This is a genomic window from Mycobacterium sp. 852002-51152_SCH6134967, from assembly GCF_001667105.1.
GTDB classification, from domain to species: domain Bacteria; phylum Actinomycetota; class Actinomycetes; order Mycobacteriales; family Mycobacteriaceae; genus Mycobacterium; species Mycobacterium neumannii_A.
The window spans coordinates 204,361-227,942 of record NZ_LZIK01000068.1 but is presented as its reverse complement, the minus strand read 5'-3'; the positions used below and the strand labels follow the sequence as shown (position 1 = coordinate 227,942).

The window sequence follows — 23,582 nt, the reverse complement described above, 5'->3', positions numbered from 1 at the left end:
CCGGTCACATGGCCGGGGGTGTTTCGTTCTGACATGGACCGTATCTGGCAGTGGGCGTGGGACGGGTATGGAGCGAGGTACTCGTGGATGATTTGGGGATTGACGTTCGCCGCGATGCTGGTGGTCTACATCCTGTGGTCACAGCTTCTCGTCGCTTCCGAGAACTCGAATCGCTACCTCGCGGCGGCGGTGGTCACAGGAATCGCCGTTCTGGTGAATGCGTCGGTGTCGATACTTCCCGCCAGCCGGAGGTTTCGTCGAGCGCATCAGTGGGCGGCCGGTCGCGAGGTCGACCGGATGCAGGCGCTGACAGACACCTACGCCTGGGCCCGTGCTGCTAGGGCCCGAGCGATCTGGTTCCTGCCTGTTTGGACGGCACTCTTCACGGTGTCCGTCGGCGCGGTGGCGGAAGCGAGGGGGTGGCGTCTGGCCCAGTACGGAGTCTTGGGTGCCGCATTGGGCATCGCCATGGCGCTGCTCGGTATGCACACCTCTGTACAAGGAGCTATGCGTCCGGTTCGAGCCGCACTTGCCGCCGATACCGTAGTCGGTGACGAGCTGCCCCGCTCACATCCGACCTTCGCGGCGTGGCTCAACGTCGCGATGCTGGGCTCTCTGTTCGCTTCCACAGTCATCGGCGCGATGCTGGGCATCGTGTGGGATGCTGCCGCAAAGTTCCCGGCGCTTCTCGTCTTAATCGGTTGTGTGGCAATCGGTCTCTACTGGCCGATCACCGTCAGCGGCATCGTTCTACCGTCTTTGCGACCGATTCGCGACCTCGCCAGCGGCACCGAGCGGGTCGCCGCCGGGGACTACAGTCAGCGCCTTCCCGTGGTCCAGGATGACGACTTGGGTGCGCTTGCGGCGTCGTTCAATCGCATGCAGACGGGACTGGCTGAGCGGCGACGACTCCAGGCGGCCTTCGGAACCTACGTCGATCCTGCCCTAGCGAGTCGGCTACTTGAACAGGGCGACGACATATTTTCTGGTGAGCGCCGAGAGGTGACGGTGATGTTCGTCGACATCCGCGACTTCACGCCTTTTGCAGAGGCCAACCCCGCAGAGGACGTCGTCGCGCGTCTCAACGCGTTGTTCGAGATCGTCGTGCCTGCCGTCGTCGACGCCGGCGGGCATGTCAACAAGTTCCTCGGCGACGGCGCCCTGGCCGTGTTCGGCGCTCCCAACGACATTGCAGATCACGCCGATGCCGCGGTCAGTACCGCGGTATTGATCCAACGTCTTGTCGTCGAACGATTCGAAGGAGCACTTCGGATCGGCATCGGAATCAACACCGGCACAGTCATCGCGGGCACCATTGGTGGGGCAAGCAAGCTGGAGTTCACGTTGATCGGCGATGCCGTCAACGTCGCGGCGCGCGTCGAGCAGCTGACCAAGACCACCGGTGACGCGATACTTCTCACCGAGCAGTGCGTCGACGCTCTGACTTCACCACCGCTCGGACTGAGAGACTGTGGATCACATGCGCTGAAAGGTAAGTCAGCTGCCGTGCAGCTTTTCGGACTCGCCTCTGGGATTGCTCGTTGAGGCTTACATCCAGTACTGGCAGTACCAGCGAGACCGCAGCGCAGAGCGTACCAACCGGACCATCAAATTGCTGCGGCTGGCCCCCGCGTCGGAATAGGAACCCGTGACGAGGCAAGAGAACACCCCGGTCCTATTGGGCCGGGGGTGTTTTCGTGGTTGGGCCGGTTTCACGGCACCCTAAGCCTCGGCCGCTCTTCCTCCCAGTGTCAGGCCCGGGTGAGACCGATGGCGACGGGGACTGGGTTGGTGATCAAGTCGCGGACGGGCGAGTAGCGGGTGAGGCCGGCGAGCTCGGCGAGCTGATCGTCATCGAAGTCGCCGGTGACCTTGAGTGTGACGCTGATCTGCTCGTACCCAGGGCGCACACTGTCGTTGAGCCCAAGGATGCCCTGCGCGTCCAGGTCCCCTTGGATGGTGGCTTCCAGCCCCTCCAGTGCTATGCCGCGGGCGGCGGCGTGGAAAACGATCGTGCCCGTGAGACAGGCCGCAAGGGCGTGGAGAACATATTCGCTGGCGTTGGGCGCCCGGTTTTGACCGAGCAGGACCGGCGGCTCGTCGGCATCGACAGTGAACGTCGCCGTGCGGGAGGCGTCTTCTTGGCCGACGCCGTAAAAGTCCTTGATCGTCGTGCGACTGTAGCTGCCGTCGATCCACTCGTGGTGAGCCCGGAATTGAAACCGTCCTAACGCAGGGTCCTCAGTGACGGCGTCCATCGTCGCCGATATCTGGTCGACGTCGAGGCCATTGATGGTGGTGGTCGCGCGCATGATGAGCTCCTTTTGTGAGTAACTTAGCACGATCGATCGTGCTAACTAAGAAAGTACGACCGATCGTGCTATGTTGTCAACATGACGGCTGAAATGTCCCGGTCTCGAGTTCAGCGACGGTCTCGCGCCGACGGAGAACGAACCCGTGGCGCGATCCTGCGCACCGCCGCTTCGCTGGCCACCGTCGACGGTCTAGAGGGCCTTTCCATCGGGAATCTCGCCGCCGCGACCGGCATCAGCAAGAGCGGCCTTTATGCGCATTTCGGAAGCAAGCAGGAACTCCAGTTGGCCACCGTGGAGGAAGCGGAGCGGATCCTCGACGCCGAAGTCATACAGCCTGCGCTCGGCGCCCGGCCCGGCCTGGCGCAGTTGGCAGCGGTGTGCGAGGCGTTCCTCGACTACCTGCAGCGGCGTGTCTTCCCCGGCGGCTGCTTTTTCGCTGCGACAGCGCTCGAGATGGGCACTCGCTCAGGTCCGGTAAAGGAACGGATCGCCGCGTTTCAGGACAAATTCGTGGGATTGCTGCGGGAGATTGCCTTCATTGCGGTCGAACAGCACGAACTTCCCGCCGCCGAGAATCCCGATCAGCTGGCATTCGAGTTGCATGCGGCGCTCCTAGCCGCCGACGCCAGATTCGTACTTCACGATGATCCGGCAATTCTGGGCCTGGCCAGACAGGTCGTCCGCAAGCGGCTAGGACTGGCCGCCGGCGCGAACCCCGACTGAAACACGGCGGCGCGTCTGCCAGTGCCACTCTGGTTATCTCCTTAGACTTTTCGTTCACCGGCGAAAGGATCAACCGTGGGCAACACCGCTATCCGGTGGTCCCCCCGCCTGGGACCGCTGGTGGCCATCGCGGCGGCCAGTGTCGGCGTCATCTACGGCTACGACCTCTCCAACATCGCCGGTGCGCTTCTGTTCATCACCGACGAGTTCGGGTTGACAACCCGGCAGCAGGAATTGGTGACCACAGCGATAGTCATCGGCCAAATCGCCGGGGCGGTCGGCGGCGGGATGCTCGCCAACGCCATTGGACGCAAGAAGTCGATGGTGCTCGTCGCCGTCGCGTACGCGGCCTTCGCGCTTCTCAGCGCGTTGTCGGTGTCGGTGCCCATGCTGCTGGTGTCGCGCTTTCTGCTGGGCCTCACCATCGGTGTGTCGGTGGTGGTCGTGCCGGTGTTCGTCGCCGAATCAGCACCGGCGAAGTCCCGCGGTTCGCTGTTGGTCGCCTATCAGGTGGCCACGGTCGTCGGCATCATCATCGGCTACCTGGCAGCTTACTTCCTGGCCGGCTCGGGCAACTGGCGGTGGATGCTGGGCCTGGCAGCGATACCGGCGGTGCTCGTCACATTGCTGCTGCTGTGGATGCCGGACACCGCGCGGTGGTACATGCTCAAGGGTCGGGTCGACGAAGCCCGCCAAACGCTGCGCCGGGTCGAGGCCAGCGCCGACGTCGAGGCCGAACTCGCCGAAATCAGCCGCGCGCTCAAGGAGGAAACCGGGGGCGCCGTGCGCGAGATGCTCCGGCGGCCCTACCTTCGCGCCACGGTATTCGTGGTGGTGCTCGGCTTCTTCATCCAGATCACCGGCATCAATGCGATCGTTTATTACAGCCCTCGATTGTTCGAGGCCATGGGCTTCGAGGGAAACTTCGCACTGCTGATACTTCCAGCGCTGATTCAGGTAGCGGCCCTGGCAGCGGTGTTCGTTTCACTGATGCTGGTCGACCGAGTAGGTCGACGACCGATCCTGCTGGGCGGCATCGCGATGATGGTTGCCGCGAACGCCGTGCTGATCGGCGTCTTCGTGGTCGGAACGGAGTTCGGTGGTGCGCTCACCACGATCGGATTCCTCGGCGTGCTGCTGTTCACGATCGGGTTCACCTTCGGCTTCGGCGCGTTGGTCTGGGTTTATGCCGGTGAGAGCTTTCCCACCCGGCTGCGGTCGATGGGCTCGAGTGCGATGCTCACCTCCGATCTGGTGGCCAACGCCATCATCGCTGCCTTCTTCCTGACGATGCTCAATTCGCTGGGCGGTGGCGGGACATTTGCGCTGTTCGGTGCCTTCGCGCTGGCCGCTCTTGTATTCGTCTACCGATTCGCGCCGGAAACGAAGGGCCGCCAGCTCGAGGAGATCCGGCACTTCTGGGAAAACGGCGGGCGCTGGCCTGATGAAGCCGACGGCGCGGCCGAGGATCTCAACGCGTTGAAACAATGACGGCGGACAAGCCGCGGGCTGCACAGGTTAATGGAGATGCGGTGACGCTCATCGCCGCGGGGACCATCGTCCTGGAGGACCGGGTCTGCAAGCCGGGTTGGATGGCTACCTCTGCCGGTCGAATCATCGAGTGCGCGCCCGGCCCGCCACCGCGACCGCCCGACCATGACTTCGCGGATCACTTAGTGGTGCCCGGGTTTGTCGACATGCACGTGCACGGGGGCGGCGGGGCGTCCTACGCCGACGGCATCGGCTCAGAGATCGAACAGGCAGCCGAGTTCCACCTGCGCCACGGCACCACCACGACGGTGGCCAGCCTGGTCACCGCATCACCCGAGGACCTCTTGCGCCAAGTGCGCGTGCTCACCAGGATGACTCGGCATAGAACCATCGCGGGCGTGCACCTGGAAGGCCCCTGGCTGAGTGCGGTGCGCTGCGGTGCACACGACGCAACGTTGATGCGGGCCCCCGACCCCGCCGAGATCGACGCTCTCCTGACTGCCGCGGACGGCACCATCTTGATGGTCACGCTGGCGCCCGAACTGCCGGGCAGTCAGGACGCCATCAGCCGCATTGCGGACGCGGGTGTGGTCGTCGCCATCGGCCATACAGATGCCAGCTACGACGACGCGCAGCGTGCGATCGAATCGGGCGCGACCGTCGGTACCCATGTGTTCAACGCGATGCGGCCACTACATCATCGCGACCCGGGTCCGGCGTTGGCGCTGCTGGAAGACCCGCGCATCACAGTGGAACTCATTGCCGACGGCGCGCACCTCCATCCCGCGCTCGTGCGGCAGGTCATCGAGACGGTCGGGCCTGATCGCGTCGCGCTGGTCACCGACGCGATGGCGGCAGCCGGACTGCCGGATGGCTCATTTCGAATGGGGGCCGTCGAAGTGGAGGTCACTGAACGCGTCGCGCGCGTGCGCGGGACGTCGACGATAGCCGGCAGCACGACGACCATGGATAAGCTTTTCCGGACAGCGGTCGGCCAACTCGGTGGCTCGGATGAGGCGCTGGTGAAGGCGGCGCGGATGACGGCGACCACCCCGGCCCGCGCGTTGAAGCTCGACCGTGTCGGCAGCCTACGCGTCGGCATGGATGCCAATTGTGTTGTGCTAGAAGAGAGTCTACGTGTTCAGCAGGTGATGCGTAACGGTTCGTGGCTACTTCACTGTTAGCAGTTCAGGTGCTCACCGCGCTCGGTTCGAGCTGTAGGGGATCGCCACCAACGCCGGCCCGGATGTCGCGGTCGCGGTGAATGGGATCGCGGAACCACCTGCGGGACAACGCTTCAACGCCGCGACGCTCGCCTTCGGTGAATTGGCGACCGACGGAGTCGTCGACTCGGCCCGTGGTGCTGACCACCGAGACCGCCGTCGCCGACATGCCGGAGGACCATGGGCATGGACACGGGTGCGGGCATCACGACTATCGCTGAGTAACAAAACGAAACACCACGGGTGGACGAACCTTCGACGACCCGACGCGAGGGCACACCCTTGTACGGTGTGAACTCGAAATTTCGTACAAGGGTGCGCGCTGGGCGGGCAGAATTCCGCGTGCATCGCGATCCTGGGGCTTACGCTCCGAGAAGCCGACACGAGGTGGTGAGGACGTATGCCACATCTGTTCCGCGCGGCGGCCGCGGTGATCGCCGGCATGACCGCGATCGCGACTGCGCCACCGGTCGCGGCCGACCCGATGAACCCAATTCCGGGCAACGGGTTCTTCCTCGTCGGACCCGACATCGCGCCCGGCGTCTACAACACGGCCGGCTCCGCGTCGACCTGGGGCGAGTGGTTCACAAACAGCACACCGGATGCCAATAAGGACAACGTCGTCGCGACGAACATGTCGATCGGCCCGATGAACGCCAACATCAACTCGTCGGTGAAGGCCTTTGAATCGAGGAACTGCCAGCCCTGGAGACGGCTGACCTGACCCGACTTTTGGCAAACCTCCGGGCCCGGTATAACCTGGTCGGCGTGAACATCGTGACGCGCGCCGGCTATTGGCGCTTTATCGAGGCTCCGGGCGGAGCCGATAAGGCGCAGCGCTAAGCGACGCATCCACCCGGAGCCCAGGCAGTGACCACCAGGTCGCTGCCTTTCGTCATTCAAGGGCCCTGGGCTTTCAACGGGCGCCCACAATCTCTCCAGAAAGGCACCCGAACATGAATCTGGCGCAGACCGCCACCCCGCCCGCCACCTCGGACCGGCGGGTCCGCGGTTTCAGCGAGATCCCCAGCCCGCACGAGGTGCTCACCGAGTTCCCGCTGGGAGCCCGCCGCGCCGAGCGAGTGGTGCGGGACCGGGAGGAGATCGCCGACATCCTCGCTGGCCGCGACGACCGGCTGCTGGTCGTCGTGGGACCGTGTTCGGTGCACGATCCGTCAGCGGCCCTCGACTACGCCAGCCGGCTTGCCAGGGTGGCCGACAAGCTCAGCGACCGCCTCAAGGTCGTGATGCGGGTGTACTTCGAGAAGCCGCGCACCACGATCGGGTGGAAGGGCCTGATCAACGATCCCGGCATGGACGGCACCTTCGACGTGGCGCGCGGTCTGCGTATCGCCCGTCACCTGCTACTCGACATCGTCGACATCGGCCTGCCGGTCGGCTGTGAGTTTCTCGAGCCGACCAGCCCGCAGTACATCGCCGACGCCGTCGCGTGGGGTGCGATCGGCGCCAGGACCACCGAATCCCAGGTGCACCGCCAACTGGCATCCGGGTTGTCGATGCCCGTCGGCTTCAAGAACGGCACCGACGGCAACATCCAGGTCGCCGTCGACGGGGTCAAGGCCGCCGCGGCACCGCACGTCTTCTTCGGCATGGACGATCTCGGGCGCGGCGCGTTGGTCAACACCGCGGGCAACGAGGACTGCCACGTCATCCTGCGTGGCGGCACCAACGGGCCGAACTGCGACGCCGAAGCCATCCGGACGACCGCGGCCAAGCTGACCGCGGCCGGATTGCCCGGTCGCGTGGTAATCGACTGCAGCCACGCCAATTCCGGAAAGGACCACGTCCGCCAGGCCCAGGTCGCCGCGGACGTGGCGCAACTGGTGCGCGACGGCTTACCAGTCAGCGGGGTGATGCTCGAGAGCTTCCTCGTCGCCGGTGCACAGGCCCCCGAAGCCCGTCCCCTGACCTATGGGCAGTCGGTCACCGACAAGTGCATGGACTGGGCCACAACCGATTCGGTGCTGCACACGCTTGCCGACCGCGGGTAGGCGCCCCCGCCCGTCAGGAGGCGCGTCGGATACCGCGCTTCAGCAACAGTTCGCGCTCCGACTCGGACAGCCCGCCCCAGATGCCGTAGGGCTCACCGACGGCGAGGGCGTGTGCGCGGCACTGAGCGATCACCGGGCACTTACGGCACATCTCCTTGGCGCGCATCTCGCGTTGCGCGCGGGCGCGGCCGCGCTCCCCGTCGGGATGAAAGAACATGGAGGAATCTTCGCCTCGACAGAGCCCGGCCATCTGCCAGTCCCAAATGTCAGCATTGGGTCCGGGCAGTTGCTGCGGTTGTGGCATTGGAAACCCCTCTCTGCACATCCATTTCAAAAACGAACGGATGAGTGAGTTCAAAACCGATTCGAGCTCAAGTCGCCGATGACCACTCGTGGAGACAAAGTATGGGCGCCCACGAAATCTCGTCAATAGCCTGACCATGTGCTTATTGACATAACCGCAGGCCAAGAATTTACCTCACGTTCATCATTGCGACCCACAGACAACGAGAACGGTGCTAACCGGACCCACAGCGGTGGACCGAGGAACGCATTTTTCCAGCTCGCGATAATTCGCGGTAAGCGAGCAAATTCCGCCCGCTTACATGCAAGTAACATTGTGACCACCAACTGTTAACCAAGGCGGCGTCGCAATTGATACGGTCGCGACTCGATGTCCGCAGAGACCGTTCTGGCCGCAGCCGCATTCGGAGACGATCCCGGCCGCTGGCCGTTGCCTGCCGGCGCCACCGCGCGCGAGTTGTGGTTGCGCGCCGTCGCGGCGGGCGGACAGGGCCGCTATGCCAGCGCGCGTGTCGATCTGGCCAAGCTCTTCCGGGCCGCTGCACCCGAACGATCATTGGCCCACAGCACCGAGGCGTCGTTCCTACGTCAGCTCGGCTGGCACGCCCGGGCGCGGCGATGGGACGGTCGGGCGTTGGCGCTTGCCGGATCGGATACCGAAGCGGCTGCCGATGCCTTGATCGGTCTGGCCGCCGACGCGCTGGGAGTCGGCCGGTTCGAGGCGTCGGCGCGCGCGCTGGCCCGTGCCGCCGACCTGATGTCTGATACGGCGCCGCCGAGGCTGCGGGTTCGGCTGGGCTGGGTGTCGGCCGAATTGGCCATGGCGCAAGGCAGCGGCCAGGCGGCCGTGGGTCACGCCGAACGCGCCGTCGACGACGCCGCAGCCTTCGGCTCGGTACGCCACGAGGTGAAGTCCTCGGTCGTGCTCGCCGCCGCCTGGTGCAGCGCGGGTGACCTGGCCGCCGCCCGGTCGGTGGCCGACGCGGCGCTCGCCGAAACGCAGCGCTTCGGAATGGTTCCGCTGCAGTGGGCGTTGGCCTGCTTGCTGGCCGACATCGGCAGCGGCGCGCATCCGGCACTCGACATGGTGGCGATCCGCGATCGTTGTGCCGATACAGTGCGTCGGCGGGGCGGCGTGTGGTCGGTGCGGTAACCGGGTCCACACGGAAGTGAAAGTTATTGTTTAGCTGACCGGCCTACCGGATCCGGTCCTGTTCGTAACGTTGGAGAGATCGCCCACGATGACATTTTCGGGAGAACGTCTCGATGCTGTCGTTGCTGAGGCCGTGGCAGGGAACCGAGACGCGCTCCGGGAGGTACTGGAGACCATTCGTCCGATCGTCGTTCGGTACTGCCGGGCGAGGGTAGGGGCGACAGAGCGCAGTGGCCTCTCAGCCGACGACGTTGCGCAGGAGGTTTGCTTGGCCGCCATCACGGCGCTGCCGCGTTACAAGGATCAGGGACGGCCGTTCCTGGCCTTCGTGTACGGCATTGCCGCCCACAAGGTTGCTGACGCGCATCGCGCAGCAGCCAGGAATCGATCCGACCCGACCGATGTCGTGCCGGAGCGATACTCGCTGGACGCCGGACCCGAGCAGATCGCGCTCGATGCCGAGGCGTCGGCACGCATGAAGAAGCTTCTAGCGGTGCTTCCCGAGAAGCAGCGCGAGATCCTGATCCTGCGCATCGTCGTCGGGATGAGCGCCGAGGAGACCGCTGAGGCGGTCGGCAGCACGCCGGGCGCCGTCCGCGTCGCCCAGCACCGTGCGCTGGCGCGACTGAAGTCCGAGATCGTCGCGACGGGGCGTGACTATGCCTGACTTCGGACGCTGGACTTCCAACGGGGGAGATCCCTCGCTCAACGAGATCAACCGCACCGATCGGTTCCTCGATGCGCTGGCCACTGCGCAGCCGGTGTACTCGACCGATCCCAGTGAGGCGGAACTGGCTCAGCTGCTGGAGGGCTGGCGCGACGAGGTCCGCAACGCACCTCTGACCGCGACGGTCACACCGCGCGACGCGGTGCTGGCGCTCGACCGGGCCGCGGCATCGCGACGGCGTACGCGGACGTCGCTGGCGGTCGTCGGGTCGGCCGCAGCGGCGGTGTTGTGCATCGGCGGCTTCGGCGCGGTGGTCGCAGGTTCCGGTCCGGGGGACTCGCTGTACGGCCTGCGCACCATGCTGTTCGGCGAGCAACAGGACACCCGCGACGACGCCGTCGTCCTGGCCGCGCAGACGCAGATGGCCGAGGTGCAGCAGCTGATCGATGACGGTCAGTGGCAAGCCGCCCAGGACAAGCTCGAGACGTTGACCACGACCGTGGCGACGGTGAACGACACTGTGCGCAAAGAAGAGTTGGTCACGCAGTGGCAGGAGCTGACGGTCAAGGTCGAGGCCCAGGACCCGGCGGCGACCCTGCCGCCGAATGCGCCGCCGCCGACCTTCCCCGAGGTCGTGGTGATTCCGAGCGACGGCGCGACCTCGTCGGAGACGACTGTGCCGCCGGGCACCTCCGAGCCGACCAGCACCTCCGAGACGTCCGCGCCGACCAGCCCGACCTCTCCCTCGACGTCCGCGCCGACGACACCGTCGACCTCGCGGGCGCCATCCCCGTCACCGTCGACGACGGCTGCGCCGGGCGGCGCACCGTCGCCCACGTCGGTGCCCGGCACTCCGCCGCCGACGGTGAGTGCCACTCCGCCGCCGACGTCGGCTCCGAACTCGCCGACGGCGCTGCCGACACCGACGGCGCAGCCGACCCCGTCGGCCACGCCACGGCCGACGCCGACGGCGGATACACCGCTGCCGACTCCGAGCCCTCGGGTGGTCGAGCAGCAGGAGGATGAGGTACCGACGGCCGCGCCGACGTCACAGCAACCGACCGTGCAGGCGCCCGCGCCGAGAACGGCCGCTACGACGGTGACCGTCCCGGATGCGGTCGAGGAACCGAGCTAGTCAGCGATAGCCGTCGGACTCCGACGTCGCCTCGTTGAGCGAGGCATCGGCGTAGCCGCGGCAGTAATCCCACGTCACATAGGCGTCGGGTTCGGGATCATAGGCGGGCTCGTGCGGGCGCACCGTGCCGTCGACGAGCAGTTGCAGCAGGTTGGCGCGCAGCATGTCCCAGTCGTGATAGTGGTCCTGCTGGCATTCGTCGCAGCACACCACCAGTCCGCGGATGCCTCTGTGCGCCAGAAGCGCCTCGTACACCGCCAGATCGGCGAGATCGGCCTCGACTGCCGTCCGCTCCTGCGGGTCCAGCGGCTGGCCCGGCTCGAGCGCGTCGAGGGCGGCCGAAGGGTCGCACGGGTCGTCGGCGAACGGGTCCGGTGGCAAACCCGGTGGCAGGTGGTCACGCACGAGTCCACACTACGCAGCGGGGCGGGGATAACGCTAGCCGTCACGCCGACGTCGTCGACGAACCAAGAGTTATGTGCGTCATGGCACGTGAGACCGGGAAGCCGGCCGCCAGCCGATAGGATGGTTTCTTAGCTCGACGACAGTGTTCGGCTGCGTTTGTATCTGGAGGCCCCCACCATGTCGATCGCCGAAAGCAGCATCCCCCTCGCGGTGCCGGTGCCCACCGGCGGGGATGACCCGACGAAAGTCGCCATGCTCGGCCTGACCTTCGACGACGTGCTTTTGCTGCCCGCCGCCTCCGACGTGGTGCCCGCGACCGCCGACACCTCGAGCCAGTTGACGAGAAAGATCCGGCTCAAAGTGCCGCTGGTGAGTTCCGCGATGGACACCGTCACGGAATCGCGCATGGCGATCGCGATGGCCCGCGCCGGCGGGATGGGCGTGTTGCACCGCAACCTTCCGGTGGCCGAGCAGGCCGGCCAGGTCGAGACGGTCAAACGGTCCGAGGCGGGGATGGTCACCGACCCGGTCACCTGCTCGCCGGACAACACGCTGGCCGAGGTCGACGCGATGTGCGCGCGATTCCGGATCTCCGGGTTGCCCGTCGTCGACGACACCGGCGAGCTGGTCGGCATCATCACCAACCGCGACATGCGCTTCGAGGTGGACCAGTCCAGGCCGGTCTCCGAGGTGATGACCAAGGCCCCACTCATCACCGCCCGGGAGGGCGTCTCCGCCGAGGCGGCGCTAGGGCTGTTGCGGCGCAACAAGATCGAGAAGCTTCCGATCGTCGACGGGCACGGCAAGCTGACCGGGCTGATCACCGTCAAGGACTTCGTCAAGACCGAACAGTTCCCATTGTCGACCAAGGACAAGGACGGCAGGCTGCTCGTCGGGGCGGCTGTCGGTGTCGGTGACGACGCCTGGACGCGGGCGATGACGCTGGTGGATGCGGGCGTCGATGTGCTGGTGGTCGACACCGCCCACGCGCACAACCGCGGCGTGCTGGACATGGTCAGCCGGGTCAAGGCCGCCGTGGGCGACCGGGTCGAGGTGATCGGCGGCAACGTGGCGACGCGTGCGGCAGCGGCTGCGCTGGTGCAGGCCGGCGCCGACGCCGTGAAGGTCGGGGTCGGGCCGGGCTCGATCTGCACCACCCGCGTGGTCGCCGGCGTGGGAGCACCGCAGATCACCGCGATCTTGGAAGCTGTAGCGGCCTGTCGTCCGTATGGTGTGCCGGTCATTGCCGACGGCGGACTGCAGTACTCCGGCGACATCGCCAAGGCCCTGGCCGCGGGCGCGTCGACCGCGATGCTGGGCTCGCTGCTCGCCGGCACCGCCGAGTCGCCCGGCGAGCTGATCTTCGTCAACGGCAAGCAGTTCAAGAGCTACCGCGGCATGGGCTCGCTCGGCGCCATGCAGGGCCGCGGCGCGGCTGGGGCGCTGCGCGGGTCCTACTCAAAGGACCGCTACTTCCAGGACGACGTGCTCAGCGAGGACAAACTCGTGCCCGAGGGCATCGAAGGCCGGGTGCCGTTCCGCGGTCCGCTGGGGACGGTGATCCACCAGCTCACCGGCGGGCTGCGCGCGGCGATGGGGTACACCGGGTCGGCGACGATCGAACAGTTGCAGCAGGCCCAGTTCGTGCGGATCACCGCGGCGGGGCTCAAGGAAAGCCACCCGCACGACATCACCATGACGGTCGAGGCGCCGAACTACTACACCCGCTGACGAGCGCTTGCGCGAGGAACAGAACGTACTGACAGGAGAAACTGGCCATGCGAGACATGGTTGAGCTCGGCATGGGCAGAACCGCCCGCCGCACCTACGAACTCGACGACGTCAACATCGTGCCGTCGCGGCGCACCCGGTCGTCGCAGGACGTGTCGACGGCCTGGCAACTGGACGCCTACCGATTCGAGATCCCGGTGGTGGCCCACCCCACCGATGCGCTGGTGTCGCCGGAGTTCGCGATCGAGATCGGTCGGCTCGGCGGGCTCGGTGTGCTCAACGGCGAAGGTCTGATCGGCAGGCACGCCGACGTCGAAGCCAAGATCGCGCAGGTGATCGAGGCGGCGGAGAAGGAACCGGAGCCCTCGGCCGCGATCAGACTGCTGCAGCAGTTCCACGCGGCCCCGCTGGACCCGGATCTGCTCGGCGCATCCGTAGCGCGCATCCGCGAGGCCGGCGTGACGACCGCGGTGCGCGTCAGCCCGCAGAACGCCCGCGCACTCACGCCGACACTGCTCGCCGCGGGAATCGACCTGTTGGTCATCCAGGGCACGATCATCTCCGCCGAGCGGGTGGCCTCCAACGGGGAACCGCTGAACCTCAAGACCTTCATCTCCGAACTCGACGTGCCCGTCGTCGCGGGCGGCGTCCTCGACCACCGCACCGCGCTGCATCTGATGCGCACCGGCGCGGCCGGCGTCATCGTCGGCTATGGCTCGACCAGCGGCGTGACCACCAGTGACGAGGTGCTCGGGATCAGCGTCCCGATGGCCACCGCCATCGCCGACGCCGCCGCCGCGCGCCGCGAGTACCTCGACGAGACCGGCGGACGCTACGTCCACGTCCTGGCCGACGGCGACATGCACACCTCCGGCGATCTAGCGAAAGCCATCGCGTGCGGTGCGGACGCGGTGGTGCTCGGAACTCCGCTGGCGACCTCGGCCGAAGCGCTGGGCGCAGGCTGGTACTGGCCGGCCGCCGCCGCGCATCCGTCGCTGCCACGGGGTGCGTTCCTGCAAGTCGCGATGGGCGAGCGCCCATCGTTGCAACAGGTCCTTACTGGTCCCTCCGACGATCCGTTCGGCTCGTTGAACCTGGTCGGCGGGCTGCGGCGCTCGATGGCCAAGGCCGGTTACTGCGACCTCAAGGAATTCCAGAAGGTCGGCCTGACCGTCGGGAGCTGAGTCTTCGCGCCTACCCTGGACGAGGTGTTCTTCTTCCTCTTCAGCTACGGCACCAAACAGAAGCATCTCGGTGCCGGGGAGGTTCGGACCTGCCCGCGCTGCCACAACACCACCCAGTGGTCGCGGATTCGCGAGTTCAAGCAGTTCTCGCTGTTCTTCATTCCGGTGGCGCGTTGGAACCGTCGCCAATTCGAGGTGTGCGGCATCTGCGGCACCGCGGTCGCGGTCTGACCGACGTGGAAAGTTACCCTGCGGTAACGTCATACTGGGTGTATGGAACCTGACTACGACGTCCTGGTGATCGGTTCGGGGTTCGGCGGCAGCGTCACGGCGCTGCGGCTCACCGAGAAGGGCTACCGCGTCGGTGTGCTCGAGGCCGGCAGGCGCTTCGAAGACGAGGACTTCGCCAGGACCTCGTGGAACCTGCGCAAGTTCCTGTGGGCGCCGCAGTTGGGCATGTACGGCATCCAGCGGATTCACCTGCTGCGCAACGTGATGATCCTGGCAGGCGCGGGTGTCGGAGGCGGCTCGCTGAACTACGCCAACACGCTCTACGTACCGCCGGACCCGTTCTTCAACGACCCGCAGTGGAAGGACATCACCGACTGGCGCGCGGAGCTCATGCCGCACTACGACCAGGCCCAGCGCATGCTCGGCGTCGTCACCAACCCCACGTTCACCGACGCCGACCGCGTGGTCAAGCAGGTCGCCGAGGAGATGGGTGTGGGCGACTCGTTCGTGCCGACGCCCGTGGGCGTCTTCTTCGGCCCGGACGGCACCAAAGCGCCCGGCGAGACCGTGCCCGACCCGTACTTCGGCGGCGCCGGACCGGCGCGCAAGGGGTGCATCGAGGTAGGCGAATGTATGACCGGCTGCCGCCATAACGCCAAGAACACGCTGGTCAAGAACTATCTGTACCTGGCCGAGAAGTTCGGCACGACGATCCACCCGATGACGACCGTCACCGGCTTCGAGCAGCGCCCGGACGGGCTCTGGAATGTGCACACCGTCCGGACCGGTCGCTGGGTTCGCAAGCAGAAGCGCACTTTCACCGCGTCACACGTGGTGCTGGCGGCCGGCACCTGGGGCACGCAGCGGTTGCTGTTCAAGATGCGCGACACGGGCAAGTTGCCGAACCTGTCCGACAAGCTCGGTGTGCTGACCCGCACCAACTCCGAATCCATCGTCGGCGCCGGACGATTCGAGGTGACCGACGACCTCAACCTGACGCACGGCGTGGCGATCACCTCGTCGTTCCACCCCACCTCCGACACCCACATCGAGCCGGTGCGCTACGGCAAGGGCTCCAACGCCATGGGCCTGCTGCAGACGCTGATGACCGACGGCGACGGCCCCGAAGGCACCGACACGCCGCGGTGGAAACAGCTGTTCCTCAACGCGCGCAAGGATCCTCGCGGCACAGTGCGGTTGCTCAACGTCCGGCGGTGGAGCGAACGCACATTGATCGCACTGGTCATGCAGCACCTCGACAATTCGATCACCACGTTCACCAAGCGCAACAGGCTCGGTATCAGGCGCTACCTGAGCAAACAGGGCCACGGGGCGCCCAACCCGACGTGGATTCCCGTCGGGAATCGGGTCACCCGCCGGATCGCCGAAAAGATCGACGGCGTCGCGGGCGGCACCTGGGGCGAGTTGTTCAACATCCCCCTCACCGCGCACTTCCTCGGCGGCGCCGCCATCGGCGACGACGCGCAGCACGGCGTCATCGATCCGTATCACCGGGTGTACGGCTATCCGACGCTCTCGGTGCACGATGGTGCGTCGATCTCGGCGAATCTCGGTGTCAATCCGTCACTTTCGATCACCGCCCAGGCTGAGCGCGCGGCCTCGCTGTGGCCGAACAAGGGTGAGTCCGACCTGCGGCCGGAACAGGGGCAGCCGTACCGCCGCTTGGCGCCCGTCGCTCCGCAGACCCCGGTCGTCCCGGCCCACGCACCCGCTGCGCTGCGCTGGTTGCCGATCCCACCCGTCACCTCGGCTGGTTGAGAATCGGCCGATTCGGGTAACTAACTCCCGCTATCGCGACGGCACATCTTGCGAGTGAGGGGAGTCGCCGATGCGGACCGCTTATCACGAGCAACTGACCGCACTGAGCGCCCAGCTCGGCGAGATGTGCGGGTTGGCGGTCAGTGCGCTCGAGCGGGCGACGGAAGCCCTGCTGGACGCGGATCTCTCGCTCGCCGAGCAGGTCATCGCCGACCACGAGCACATCATCGAGCTCAACCGACGGGCCGAGGAGGCGGCGCTGCGGATCCTCGCGCTGCAACAACCGGTCGCCAGTGACCTGCGCAGGGTCGTCGGCTCCATCCACATCGCCGCGGACATCGACCGGATGGGCGCGCTGGCGGCCCACGTGGCCGGCATCTCGCGGCTGCGGCACCCGGATTGCGCGCTGCCTGCCGACGTGCGCGCGAGCTTCGCCGAGATGGGTTCGCGCGCGGTGCAACTGGCGAAGACGGCACAGGAGGTGCTGCTGTCGCGCGATCCCGACAAGGCAGCACGGCTGCGCGATGAGGACGACGCCGTCGACGCCGAGCACCGGCACCTGTTCACGCTGTTGATCGACCACAAGTGGCAGGACGGGGTGTGCTCGGCCGTCGATGTGGCGCTGCTGGGGCGCTACTACGAGCGGTTCGCCGACCACGCCGTCGAGATCGGCAAGCGCGTGGTGTTCGAGGCGACCGGCGGTCTGCCCGGTCACAAGCAGATCGGGTAGCAAGACCTAGGTCGGGCGCCGACGCACCGGCTCGCGCCCCGGCGGTTGTTGAGGCGTCGGCAGTAGCGGCCGGCAATGGCGAACCGGAACGGTTGTGGGCTCCCGGGAATCCAGGTGCAGGTCTTCGCCGCCGTGGCGGATCAGCAGTTCGCCCTCCGGGCCGTCACGCAGCGTATAGGCGACCTCGTCGTGATCGGCATCGACAGTGAGGCGAAAGTTCCTCCACCTCAACCGAAATCGAAGGCGAGAGATCCCGTCGGGCAGTCGGGGGTTGAGCTCGAGTACCCCTTCATCGTCACGGAGCCCGCCGAATCCCGCCACCATCGCGGCCCATGCACCGCCGAGCGACGCCATGTGCAGGCCATCGCGGGTGTTGTGGTGGAGATCGCGCAGATCGATCATCGCCGCCTCGTAGGCGTAGTCATGGGCGAGTTCGAGATGACCGACGTCGGCGCACATCACCGCCTGTGTACACGCCGACAGCGACGAATCCCGTGTGGTGCGTCGTTCGTAATAGTCGACGTTGCGGGCCTTTTGTTCGGCGGTGAACGCATGGCCCTGCCAGTGCATCGCCAACACCAGGTCCGCTTGTTTGATCACCTGCGCCGGGTAGAGCCGAACATACGGCTCGTTCATCAGCAGTGGATAGATCGTGTTGGCGTGAAAGTCCCACTCGCGCAACGTCGTGAAACCGTCACACTGCTGATGCACGCCCAGCTCCTCGTCGAACGGGATGTGGACCGTGTCGGCGGCGTGGCGCCACACCGCCATCTCTTCGGTGGTGACCCCAGCTGTCTGGGCGGCGTCGACATTGCGCGCACACGCCTCTGCGGCCGCCCGAAGGTTGGCCGCCGCCATCAGGTTGGTGAACACGTTGTCGCGCACGATGGCCGTGTACTCGTCGGGTCCGGTCACCCCGTCGACGTGCCACACCCCGTGACGGTCGTGGTGACCGAGTGACGCCCACAGCCGCGCGGTCTCGATGAGCACCGTCAGACCACATTCCTCTTCGAGCGAATGGTCCCCTGTGACAATGCGGTAGCGCTCGAACGCCATTGCGATGTCGGCGTTGACGTGGAAGGCCGCGGTGCCCGCCGGCCAGTAAGCCGAGCACTCCTCGCCGCGGATGGTGCGCCACGGGTATGCGGCGCCGTCGAGGTCCAGCAGCGTCGCCCGCTCCTTGGCCAGCGGGAGAATCGAAGCGCGCCAACGCAATGCGTCGGCAGCCGCCGAGGGCTGGGTGTAGGTCAGCAGCGGCAGGACGAAACCCTCGGTGTCCCAGAAGGCGTGGCCGTCATAACCCGTTCCGGTGAGACCCTTGCCGGGGATCGCGCGGCGCTCGGCGCGCGCGCTGGCCTGCAGGACGTGGAAGAGGGCGAACCGTACCGCTTGCTGGCAGTCGGGGTCGCCCTCCACCTCGACGTCCGCACCGTCCCAGAAATCGTCGAGGTAGGCCCACTGGGCATCAAGCAACCCCTGCCAGCCGGTGTAGCGCGCGCTGCTGAGCGCCGCCGCCGCCTGGTCGCGCAGTGCCGGGCGCGACCGCAGGCTGGACCAGCCGTAGGCGAGGTACTTGACGATGCGGAGACGCTGGCCGGGGCGCAGCCCGCAGATGACCGTCGTGTTGGCCCAGTCCTTGCCGGCGCCGGTGTCCACCTCGACACGACCGGGAACCTCGATGTCGTGGTCCATGGCCGCGGCCATCATCAGATTGCTTCCACGGGTGCGGTGCAGCAGGATCGCGCCGTGTTCGGAGTGCTCGTGCTGCACCGGCTCCAACGGTCTTTCCAGGACGGCCGATACCCGCGGGTCCTTCGTCGACGGCGGCAACTCCTCGTTGGCCACCAGTTCCGATTGCGCCGTGACACGGACGAATTCGTCCTGCGCCTCGACGATGTACTCGATGGCCGCGACGCTGCGTTGGGTCAGTGAAACGATCCGCGTGGAAGTGATTCTGATCCGCTTACCTGCCGGTGAACACCAGCAGGCGGTGCGTCTGAGCGTGCCCGTCCGAAAATCGAGAACTCGTTCGTGGTCGAGCAGTTCGCCGTAACGCACGTCGAACGGTTCGTCGTCGACCAACAGGCGCATCAACTTGCCGTTGGTGACGTTGACGACCGTCTGCCCGTCCTCAGGCCAGCCGTATCCTGCCTCGGCGTACGGAAGGGGGCGAACCTCGTAGAACGAATTGAGATAGGTGCCGGGCAAAGCGTGTGGTTCGCCTTCGTCGAGATTTCCACGCATGCCGATGTGGCCGTTGGACAGCGCGAACAACGACTCCGACTGTGCGAGCATGTCGAGGTCGAGCGATTGCTCGCGGATCTGCCACGGTTCGACGGGGTAGACGTCGTCGTGCAGGCTCACGTGAGCAGCTCCGCCAGGTCGGTGACCACGATGTCGGCCCCGTTGTGCCGCAACGCTTCTGCGTGGCCTACCCGATCGACGCCGATAACCAGGCCGAATCCTCCGGCCCGTCCTGCCGCCACCCCGGAGATCGCGTCTTCGTACACAGCACCCTGTTCGGGTGTCACGCCGAGAAGCTCGGCTGCGCGCAGGAACGAATCGGGCGCGGGTTTTCCTGCGATGTTCTCTTCGCGCAGCACGACACCGTCCACGCGGTGTTGGACGAATTCGGCCAGCCCAGTCATGTCGAGCACCTCGCGGGTGTTGGCGCTGGACGACACCACCGCGATGCCCAGGCCCGCTGCCGAGGCCGCCTCCAGATAGCGGCGTGAGCCCTCGAACACCTCGACGCCGTCGGTGCGCAGGATCTGTTGGAACAAGTCGTTCTTCGCATTACCCAGCCCGTGAACCGTCTCTTGCGGTGGCCGATCGTCGGGATCGCCTTCGGGCAACTCGATGCCCCGGCTGGACAGAAACGACCGCACCCCGTCTTCGCGCTTCTTGCCGTCGACATAGGTGAGGTAGTCACTTTGCACGTCGAACGGTGTGAACGCCTCGCCGGTGAGCTCCGCTCGTCGGCGGAGGAAGTCGTCGAACATCGCCTTCCATGCTTTCTTGTGCACGCTCGCGGTGTCTGTCAACACGCCGTCGAGGTCGAACAATGCGGCGCGGATCCCAGCGGGCAGACCTAGTCTTTCGGTTTCAGGCACAAACCACCCATTCCCGTCATCGCGCGCAGACATACCTGCGCGTCGATGAACTTACTGCAGCTTTGAAATTGACGCACTCAGCAAACAATTGCCTTATATTGAGCGAGCTTGTCCGCCCGACAGGGTGCTACTCGAGAAAAGGGACCCCCATGACCTATCCGCCTCAGCCTCCGCCGCCACCACCGCCGCAGGGTTATGGTCCGCCTCCCGGGGGTGGTTACCCAGCGCAGCAGCCCGACAGCAACCTCGTGTGGGGAATCCTGGTTACGGTGTTGTGCTGCTTGCCGTTTGGCATCGTGTCGATCATCAACGCCGCCAAGGTGTCCGGCTTGTGGAGCCAGGGTCAGTACGCGCAGGCGCAGAAGGCGTCCGACGATGCCAAGAAGTGGGCGATCTGGGGCGCGATCGCCGGCGCGATCGTCATCGTCATCTACCTCATCATCGGCCTGGCGGGCGGCGGGCTGGCATACATGTGACGCGCGTGCGCTCGCTCGCCGCGCCGCTGGCGGTCGCCACCGCCGCGGCGGGCGGGTGCGCGGCCATCTGGTTGGCGGATCCGACCGTTCCCGGTGGGATACTGCCCGTCTGCCCGACCAAGGCGCTGCTCGGCATCGACTGCCCCGGGTGCGGGAGCCTGCGGATGATCTACTCACTGCTGCACCTCGACGTCGCCGCGGCGGTCCGGTTCAACGCACTCGGCGTGCTCGTGTTGGTGTTCCTGCTGTGGGCATACGGGACCTGGGTCTACGGGTCTCTGGCGGGCAGGCGGGTGCGCAGTTGGCAGCACCTGCGGTGGTCGGCTCCGGTGGCGGTGGTCCTGACCGCGGCGTGGTTCGTCATGCGCAACTTGCCGTTTGAGCCGTTCACCGCGCTGCACGTCTGACGTCCTCGCGGCCAACTAGACTGACCGGGTGACGTCAGGATCTCCCCGACCCGTACTGGTTGTCGATTTCGGAGCGCAGTACGCGCAGCTGATCGCCCGACGGGTCCGCGAGGCGCGGGTGTATTCCGAGGTGATCCCGCACACCGCCAGTGTCGAGGAGATCAAGGCGCGCGACCCCCAGGCCATCGTGCTGTCCGGGGGGCCGGCGAGTGTCTACGAGGACGGCGCCCCGCAACTGAACGCGGAGCTGTTCGACCTCGACGTTCCGGTGTTCGGAATCTGCTACGGGTTTCAGGCGATGGCGCAGGTGCTCGGCGGTACCGTCGCGCGGACGGGAACCCGTGAATACGGCCGCACAGAGCTGAAAGTCACTGGGGGAGAGCTTCATTCGGACCTACCGCCTACCCAGCCGGTATGGATGAGCCACGGCGACGCGGTCACCGAGGCACCCGCCGGCTTCGAGGTGGTGGCCGCCAGCAGCGGTGCGCCGGTCGCGGCGTTCGAGCATCGCGGCCGCCGGCTGGCGGGTGTGCAGTACCACCCGGAGGTGATGCACACGCCGCATGGCCAGCAGGTGCTGAGTCGTTTCCTGCACGAGTTCGCCGGGATCGACTCGACATGGACGCCTGCCAACATCGCCGACGCGCTCGTCGAGCAGGTCCGCGAGCAGATCGGTGAGGGACGGGCGATCTGCGGGCTGTCAGGTGGCGTGGACTCCGCGGTGGCCGCGGCGCTCGTGCAACGCGCCATCGGGGACCGGTTGACCTGTGTGTTCGTCGACCACGGGTTGCTGCGGGCGGGGGAGCGGGCCCAGGTGCAGCGCGACTTCGTCGCCGCCACGCACGCCAACCTGGTCACCGTCGACGTCGCCGACCGGTTTCTCGAGGCGTTGTCCGGTGTGACGAATCCCGAAGGCAAGCGCAAGATCATCGGACGGGAGTTCATCCGGGCGTTCGAAAGGGCGGTGCGGGGGCTTGTCGAGGGCGGCGGTCCGGACGTCGAATTCCTGGTGCAGGGCACGCTGTATCCCGACGTCGTCGAGTCCGGCGGAGGGTCGGGTACCGCCAACATCAAGAGCCACCACAACGTCGGAGGCCTGCCCGACGACCTGAAGTTCAAGCTCGTCGAACCGCTGCGGTTGCTGTTCAAAGACGAGGTCCGGGCGGTGGGTCGCGAGCTCGGCCTGCCCGAGGAAATCGTTGCGCGGCAGCCCTTTCCGGGGCCGGGGCTGGGTATCCGGATCGTCGGCGAGGTCACTGCCGCACGGCTGGAGACGCTGCGTCGCGCCGATGCGATCGCGCGCGAGGAACTGACCTCCGCCGGGCTCGACAACCAGATCTGGCAGTGCCCCGTCGTCCTGCTCGCCGATATCCGCTCCGTGGGTGTGCAAGGTGATGGCCGGACCTACGGGCATCCGATCGTGTTGCGCCCGGTGTCCAGCGAGGACGCCATGACGGCCGACTGGACACGCGTGCCGTATGAGGTGCTCGAACGCATATCGACCCGCATCACCAACGAGGTGGCCGAAGTGAACCGGGTCGTGCTCGACGTGACGAGCAAACCGCCCGGCACCATCGAGTGGGAGTAATTCTCAGGACTCGTCCGTGGTTCGGGCGTCCTTGTCGATGACGTCGCCCAGGATCTGACCGACCAGCGACTCGATCGTCGACTCGATCGAGAACGCCAAGGTCGCCGATACCGCGGATACCGCCTGCGTGCGGAAGCGCACGAGCGTGGTGACGAGTTCGGCGATCTCGGTATCGGGTGGCAGCGCGGCGCCCGGATTGATGCGGTGCAGCACCTCCTCCACGCCCGCCTGCACCAGGATTGCGCTGATCTCGTCGAGCAGCGGAGCGATACGTTCGTGCAGGTCGATCAGTTTGTCGGTGGCTACGCCGTATTGCCGTATGTCGTTGAAGGCCTCGATGAGCCTGGGCCGCACGATGACGGCCTCCCCGTCTTCCAGCCTGATCACCCCGAGTCCGACCATCCGGTCGAAACCGGAGTCGTCGTCCACCAGTCGCCTGGCATCGACGACGCTCATGCGTTCGGGCTTCTCGGTCGCCCAACTGCCCGCGATCGCGGACTCCAGTCCGAGGATTTCGCCGACACCCTTGCCCTGTTCCCAGGCCGCCAGCATCTCGCGCACATGGGAGATGTTGTAGCCGCGGTCCAGCAGTGACGTGATGAGCCGCAACCGGGTCAGATGGGTGTCGTTGAACAGCGCGATGCGGCCCACCCGCAGCGGTGGATGCAGAAGGCCACGGTCGCGGTACACCCGGATGTTGCGAGTGGTGGTGCCCGCCAGCCGGGCAAGCTCCTCGATGCGGTATTCACCGGACTCGCCGACGCCGTGGGGCTGCACGGCGGCGGCGAACAGTTGCGAGACGGCCGTCTCGACGACGTCGCGGGAACCACGGCGCACGCGTTGGGGTGCGCGCCGAAGGCCGTTGAGAATGGCCGAGATCGGTCCCGCTTGTGGTCGCGGCTGTCGTGATGTCACA

At 66.4% G+C, this 23,582-nt stretch carries 24 protein-coding genes; 17 read left to right on the top strand and 7 right to left on the bottom strand.

Translation table 11 applies throughout. The features are described 5' to 3' along the window. Window positions 1-33: 33 nt before the first annotated feature. Complete coding sequence (locus A5790_RS22185) at window positions 34-1,545, top strand: adenylate/guanylate cyclase domain-containing protein (RefSeq protein ID WP_066849307.1); 1,512 nt, start codon at window positions 34-36, stop codon at window positions 1,543-1,545. A gap of 206 nt (window positions 1,546-1,751) precedes the next feature. On the opposite strand, the gene A5790_RS22180 is transcribed toward A5790_RS22185, so the two are convergent. Beyond that, on the bottom strand, window positions 1,752-2,312 hold the full coding sequence (locus A5790_RS22180; protein WP_066849800.1) for an OsmC family protein: 561 nt from the start codon (window positions 2,310-2,312) through the stop codon (window positions 1,752-1,754). Between the two features lie 81 nt (window positions 2,313-2,393). On the opposite strand from A5790_RS22180, the gene A5790_RS22175 reads away from it, so the two are divergent. The 3 genes from A5790_RS22175 (at window position 2,394) to nagA (ending at window position 5,713) form a co-directional block, all read left to right on the top strand. Next, the gene (locus A5790_RS22175) at window positions 2,394-3,038 is read left to right on the top strand and encodes a TetR/AcrR family transcriptional regulator (protein ID WP_197696860.1); all 645 of its coding nucleotides are present in this window, start codon (window positions 2,394-2,396) and stop codon (window positions 3,036-3,038) included. A gap of 75 nt (window positions 3,039-3,113) precedes the next feature. Further along, complete coding sequence (locus A5790_RS22170) at window positions 3,114-4,529, top strand: sugar porter family MFS transporter (protein ID WP_066849304.1); 1,416 nt, start codon at window positions 3,114-3,116, stop codon at window positions 4,527-4,529. 41 nt (window positions 4,530-4,570) lie between these two features. Beyond that, window positions 4,571-5,713, top strand: coding sequence for an N-acetylglucosamine-6-phosphate deacetylase (nagA, locus tag A5790_RS22165; protein WP_066849797.1), 1,143 nt, complete (start codon window positions 4,571-4,573; stop codon window positions 5,711-5,713). 4 nt (window positions 5,714-5,717) lie between these two features. Here the strand turns inward: nagA and A5790_RS26550 are convergent, their stop codons facing one another. Continuing rightward, on the bottom strand, window positions 5,718-5,921 hold the full coding sequence (locus tag A5790_RS26550; protein WP_066849301.1) for a hypothetical protein: 204 nt from the start codon (window positions 5,919-5,921) through the stop codon (window positions 5,718-5,720). 231 nt (window positions 5,922-6,152) lie between these two features. On the opposite strand from A5790_RS26550, the gene A5790_RS22155 reads away from it, so the two are divergent. Both A5790_RS22155 and A5790_RS22150 read left to right on the top strand, forming a co-directional pair. Continuing rightward, complete coding sequence (locus A5790_RS22155) at window positions 6,153-6,476, top strand: hypothetical protein (protein ID WP_064413311.1); 324 nt, start codon at window positions 6,153-6,155, stop codon at window positions 6,474-6,476. Between the two features lie 232 nt (window positions 6,477-6,708). Next, window positions 6,709-7,764, top strand: coding sequence for a 3-deoxy-7-phosphoheptulonate synthase (locus A5790_RS22150; RefSeq protein WP_066849299.1), 1,056 nt, complete (start codon window positions 6,709-6,711; stop codon window positions 7,762-7,764). A 13-nt stretch (window positions 7,765-7,777) separates the two neighbouring features. Here the strand turns inward: A5790_RS22150 and A5790_RS22145 are convergent, their stop codons facing one another. Continuing rightward, complete coding sequence (locus tag A5790_RS22145) at window positions 7,778-8,068, bottom strand: WhiB family transcriptional regulator (protein ID WP_064419454.1); 291 nt, start codon at window positions 8,066-8,068, stop codon at window positions 7,778-7,780. Window positions 8,069-8,437: 369 nt separating this feature from the next. On the opposite strand from A5790_RS22145, the gene A5790_RS22140 reads away from it, so the two are divergent. From A5790_RS22140 to A5790_RS22130, 3 genes are all read left to right on the top strand, one after another. After that, on the top strand, window positions 8,438-9,220 hold the full coding sequence (locus A5790_RS22140; protein ID WP_066849297.1) for a hypothetical protein: 783 nt from the start codon (window positions 8,438-8,440) through the stop codon (window positions 9,218-9,220). An 88-nt stretch (window positions 9,221-9,308) separates the two neighbouring features. Further along, window positions 9,309-9,887 carry a sigma-70 family RNA polymerase sigma factor gene (locus A5790_RS22135; RefSeq protein ID WP_066849295.1) on the top strand — a complete coding sequence of 193 codons (579 nt, stop codon included), beginning with the start codon at window positions 9,309-9,311 and terminating at the stop codon, window positions 9,885-9,887. Beyond that, window positions 9,880-11,022, top strand: coding sequence for an anti-sigma-D factor RsdA (locus tag A5790_RS22130; protein ID WP_066849293.1), 1,143 nt, complete (start codon window positions 9,880-9,882; stop codon window positions 11,020-11,022). The genes A5790_RS22135 and A5790_RS22130 overlap by 8 nt, the downstream gene beginning before the upstream one ends. Here the strand turns inward: A5790_RS22130 and A5790_RS22125 are convergent, their stop codons facing one another. Beyond that, window positions 11,023-11,427, bottom strand: a complete 405-nt coding sequence (locus A5790_RS22125) for a DUF5319 domain-containing protein (RefSeq protein WP_064345682.1) — start codon at window positions 11,425-11,427, stop codon at window positions 11,023-11,025. A gap of 177 nt (window positions 11,428-11,604) precedes the next feature. Here A5790_RS22125 and guaB point away from each other — a divergent pair, with 177 nt between their 5' ends. The 5 genes from guaB (at window position 11,605) to phoU (ending at window position 17,082) form a co-directional block, all read left to right on the top strand. Next, window positions 11,605-13,158 (top strand): IMP dehydrogenase, encoded by a 1,554-nt coding sequence (gene guaB / locus A5790_RS22120; RefSeq protein ID WP_066849290.1) that lies wholly within the window; start codon window positions 11,605-11,607, stop codon window positions 13,156-13,158. A 56-nt stretch (window positions 13,159-13,214) separates the two neighbouring features. After that, window positions 13,215-14,342 carry a GuaB3 family IMP dehydrogenase-related protein gene (locus A5790_RS22115; protein WP_197505940.1) on the top strand — a complete coding sequence of 376 codons (1,128 nt, stop codon included), beginning with the start codon at window positions 13,215-13,217 and terminating at the stop codon, window positions 14,340-14,342. A 24-nt stretch (window positions 14,343-14,366) separates the two neighbouring features. Then, the gene (locus tag A5790_RS22110) at window positions 14,367-14,573 is read left to right on the top strand and encodes a zinc-ribbon domain-containing protein (protein ID WP_066849288.1); all 207 of its coding nucleotides are present in this window, start codon (window positions 14,367-14,369) and stop codon (window positions 14,571-14,573) included. Window positions 14,574-14,615: 42 nt separating this feature from the next. Beyond that, window positions 14,616-16,352 (top strand): GMC oxidoreductase, encoded by a 1,737-nt coding sequence (locus A5790_RS22105; protein ID WP_066849287.1) that lies wholly within the window; start codon window positions 14,616-14,618, stop codon window positions 16,350-16,352. Window positions 16,353-16,422: 70 nt separating this feature from the next. Beyond that, a complete protein-coding gene (gene phoU, locus A5790_RS22100) occupies window positions 16,423-17,082 on the top strand; it encodes a phosphate signaling complex protein PhoU (protein ID WP_066849285.1) in 660 nt (219 codons plus the stop codon). 6 nt (window positions 17,083-17,088) lie between these two features. Here the strand turns inward: phoU and A5790_RS22095 are convergent, their stop codons facing one another. Further along, window positions 17,089-19,440 carry a glycoside hydrolase family 65 protein gene (locus A5790_RS22095; protein WP_066849796.1) on the bottom strand — a complete coding sequence of 784 codons (2,352 nt, stop codon included), beginning with the start codon at window positions 19,438-19,440 and terminating at the stop codon, window positions 17,089-17,091. A gap of 2 nt (window positions 19,441-19,442) precedes the next feature. Next, window positions 19,443-20,195, bottom strand: coding sequence for a beta-phosphoglucomutase family hydrolase (locus A5790_RS22090; protein ID WP_231987866.1), 753 nt, complete (start codon window positions 20,193-20,195; stop codon window positions 19,443-19,445). A gap of 149 nt (window positions 20,196-20,344) precedes the next feature. On the opposite strand from A5790_RS22090, the gene A5790_RS22085 reads away from it, so the two are divergent. From A5790_RS22085 to guaA, 3 genes are read left to right on the top strand one after another with little or no spacing between them, the layout of a single operon-like run. After that, window positions 20,345-20,671 (top strand): CD225/dispanin family protein, encoded by a 327-nt coding sequence (locus tag A5790_RS22085; protein WP_066849282.1) that lies wholly within the window; start codon window positions 20,345-20,347, stop codon window positions 20,669-20,671. Between the two features lie 5 nt (window positions 20,672-20,676). Continuing rightward, complete coding sequence (locus tag A5790_RS22080) at window positions 20,677-21,078, top strand: DUF2752 domain-containing protein (RefSeq protein ID WP_231987865.1); 402 nt, start codon at window positions 20,677-20,679, stop codon at window positions 21,076-21,078. Window positions 21,079-21,106: 28 nt separating this feature from the next. Then, window positions 21,107-22,666 carry a glutamine-hydrolyzing GMP synthase gene (guaA, locus tag A5790_RS22075; protein ID WP_066849274.1) on the top strand — a complete coding sequence of 520 codons (1,560 nt, stop codon included), beginning with the start codon at window positions 21,107-21,109 and terminating at the stop codon, window positions 22,664-22,666. 3 nt (window positions 22,667-22,669) lie between these two features. Here guaA and A5790_RS22070 read toward each other — a convergent pair whose 3' ends face one another. Next, window positions 22,670-23,581 carry a MerR family transcriptional regulator gene (locus A5790_RS22070; RefSeq protein WP_066849266.1) on the bottom strand — a complete coding sequence of 304 codons (912 nt, stop codon included), beginning with the start codon at window positions 23,579-23,581 and terminating at the stop codon, window positions 22,670-22,672. Window position 23,582 lies beyond the last annotated feature (1 nt).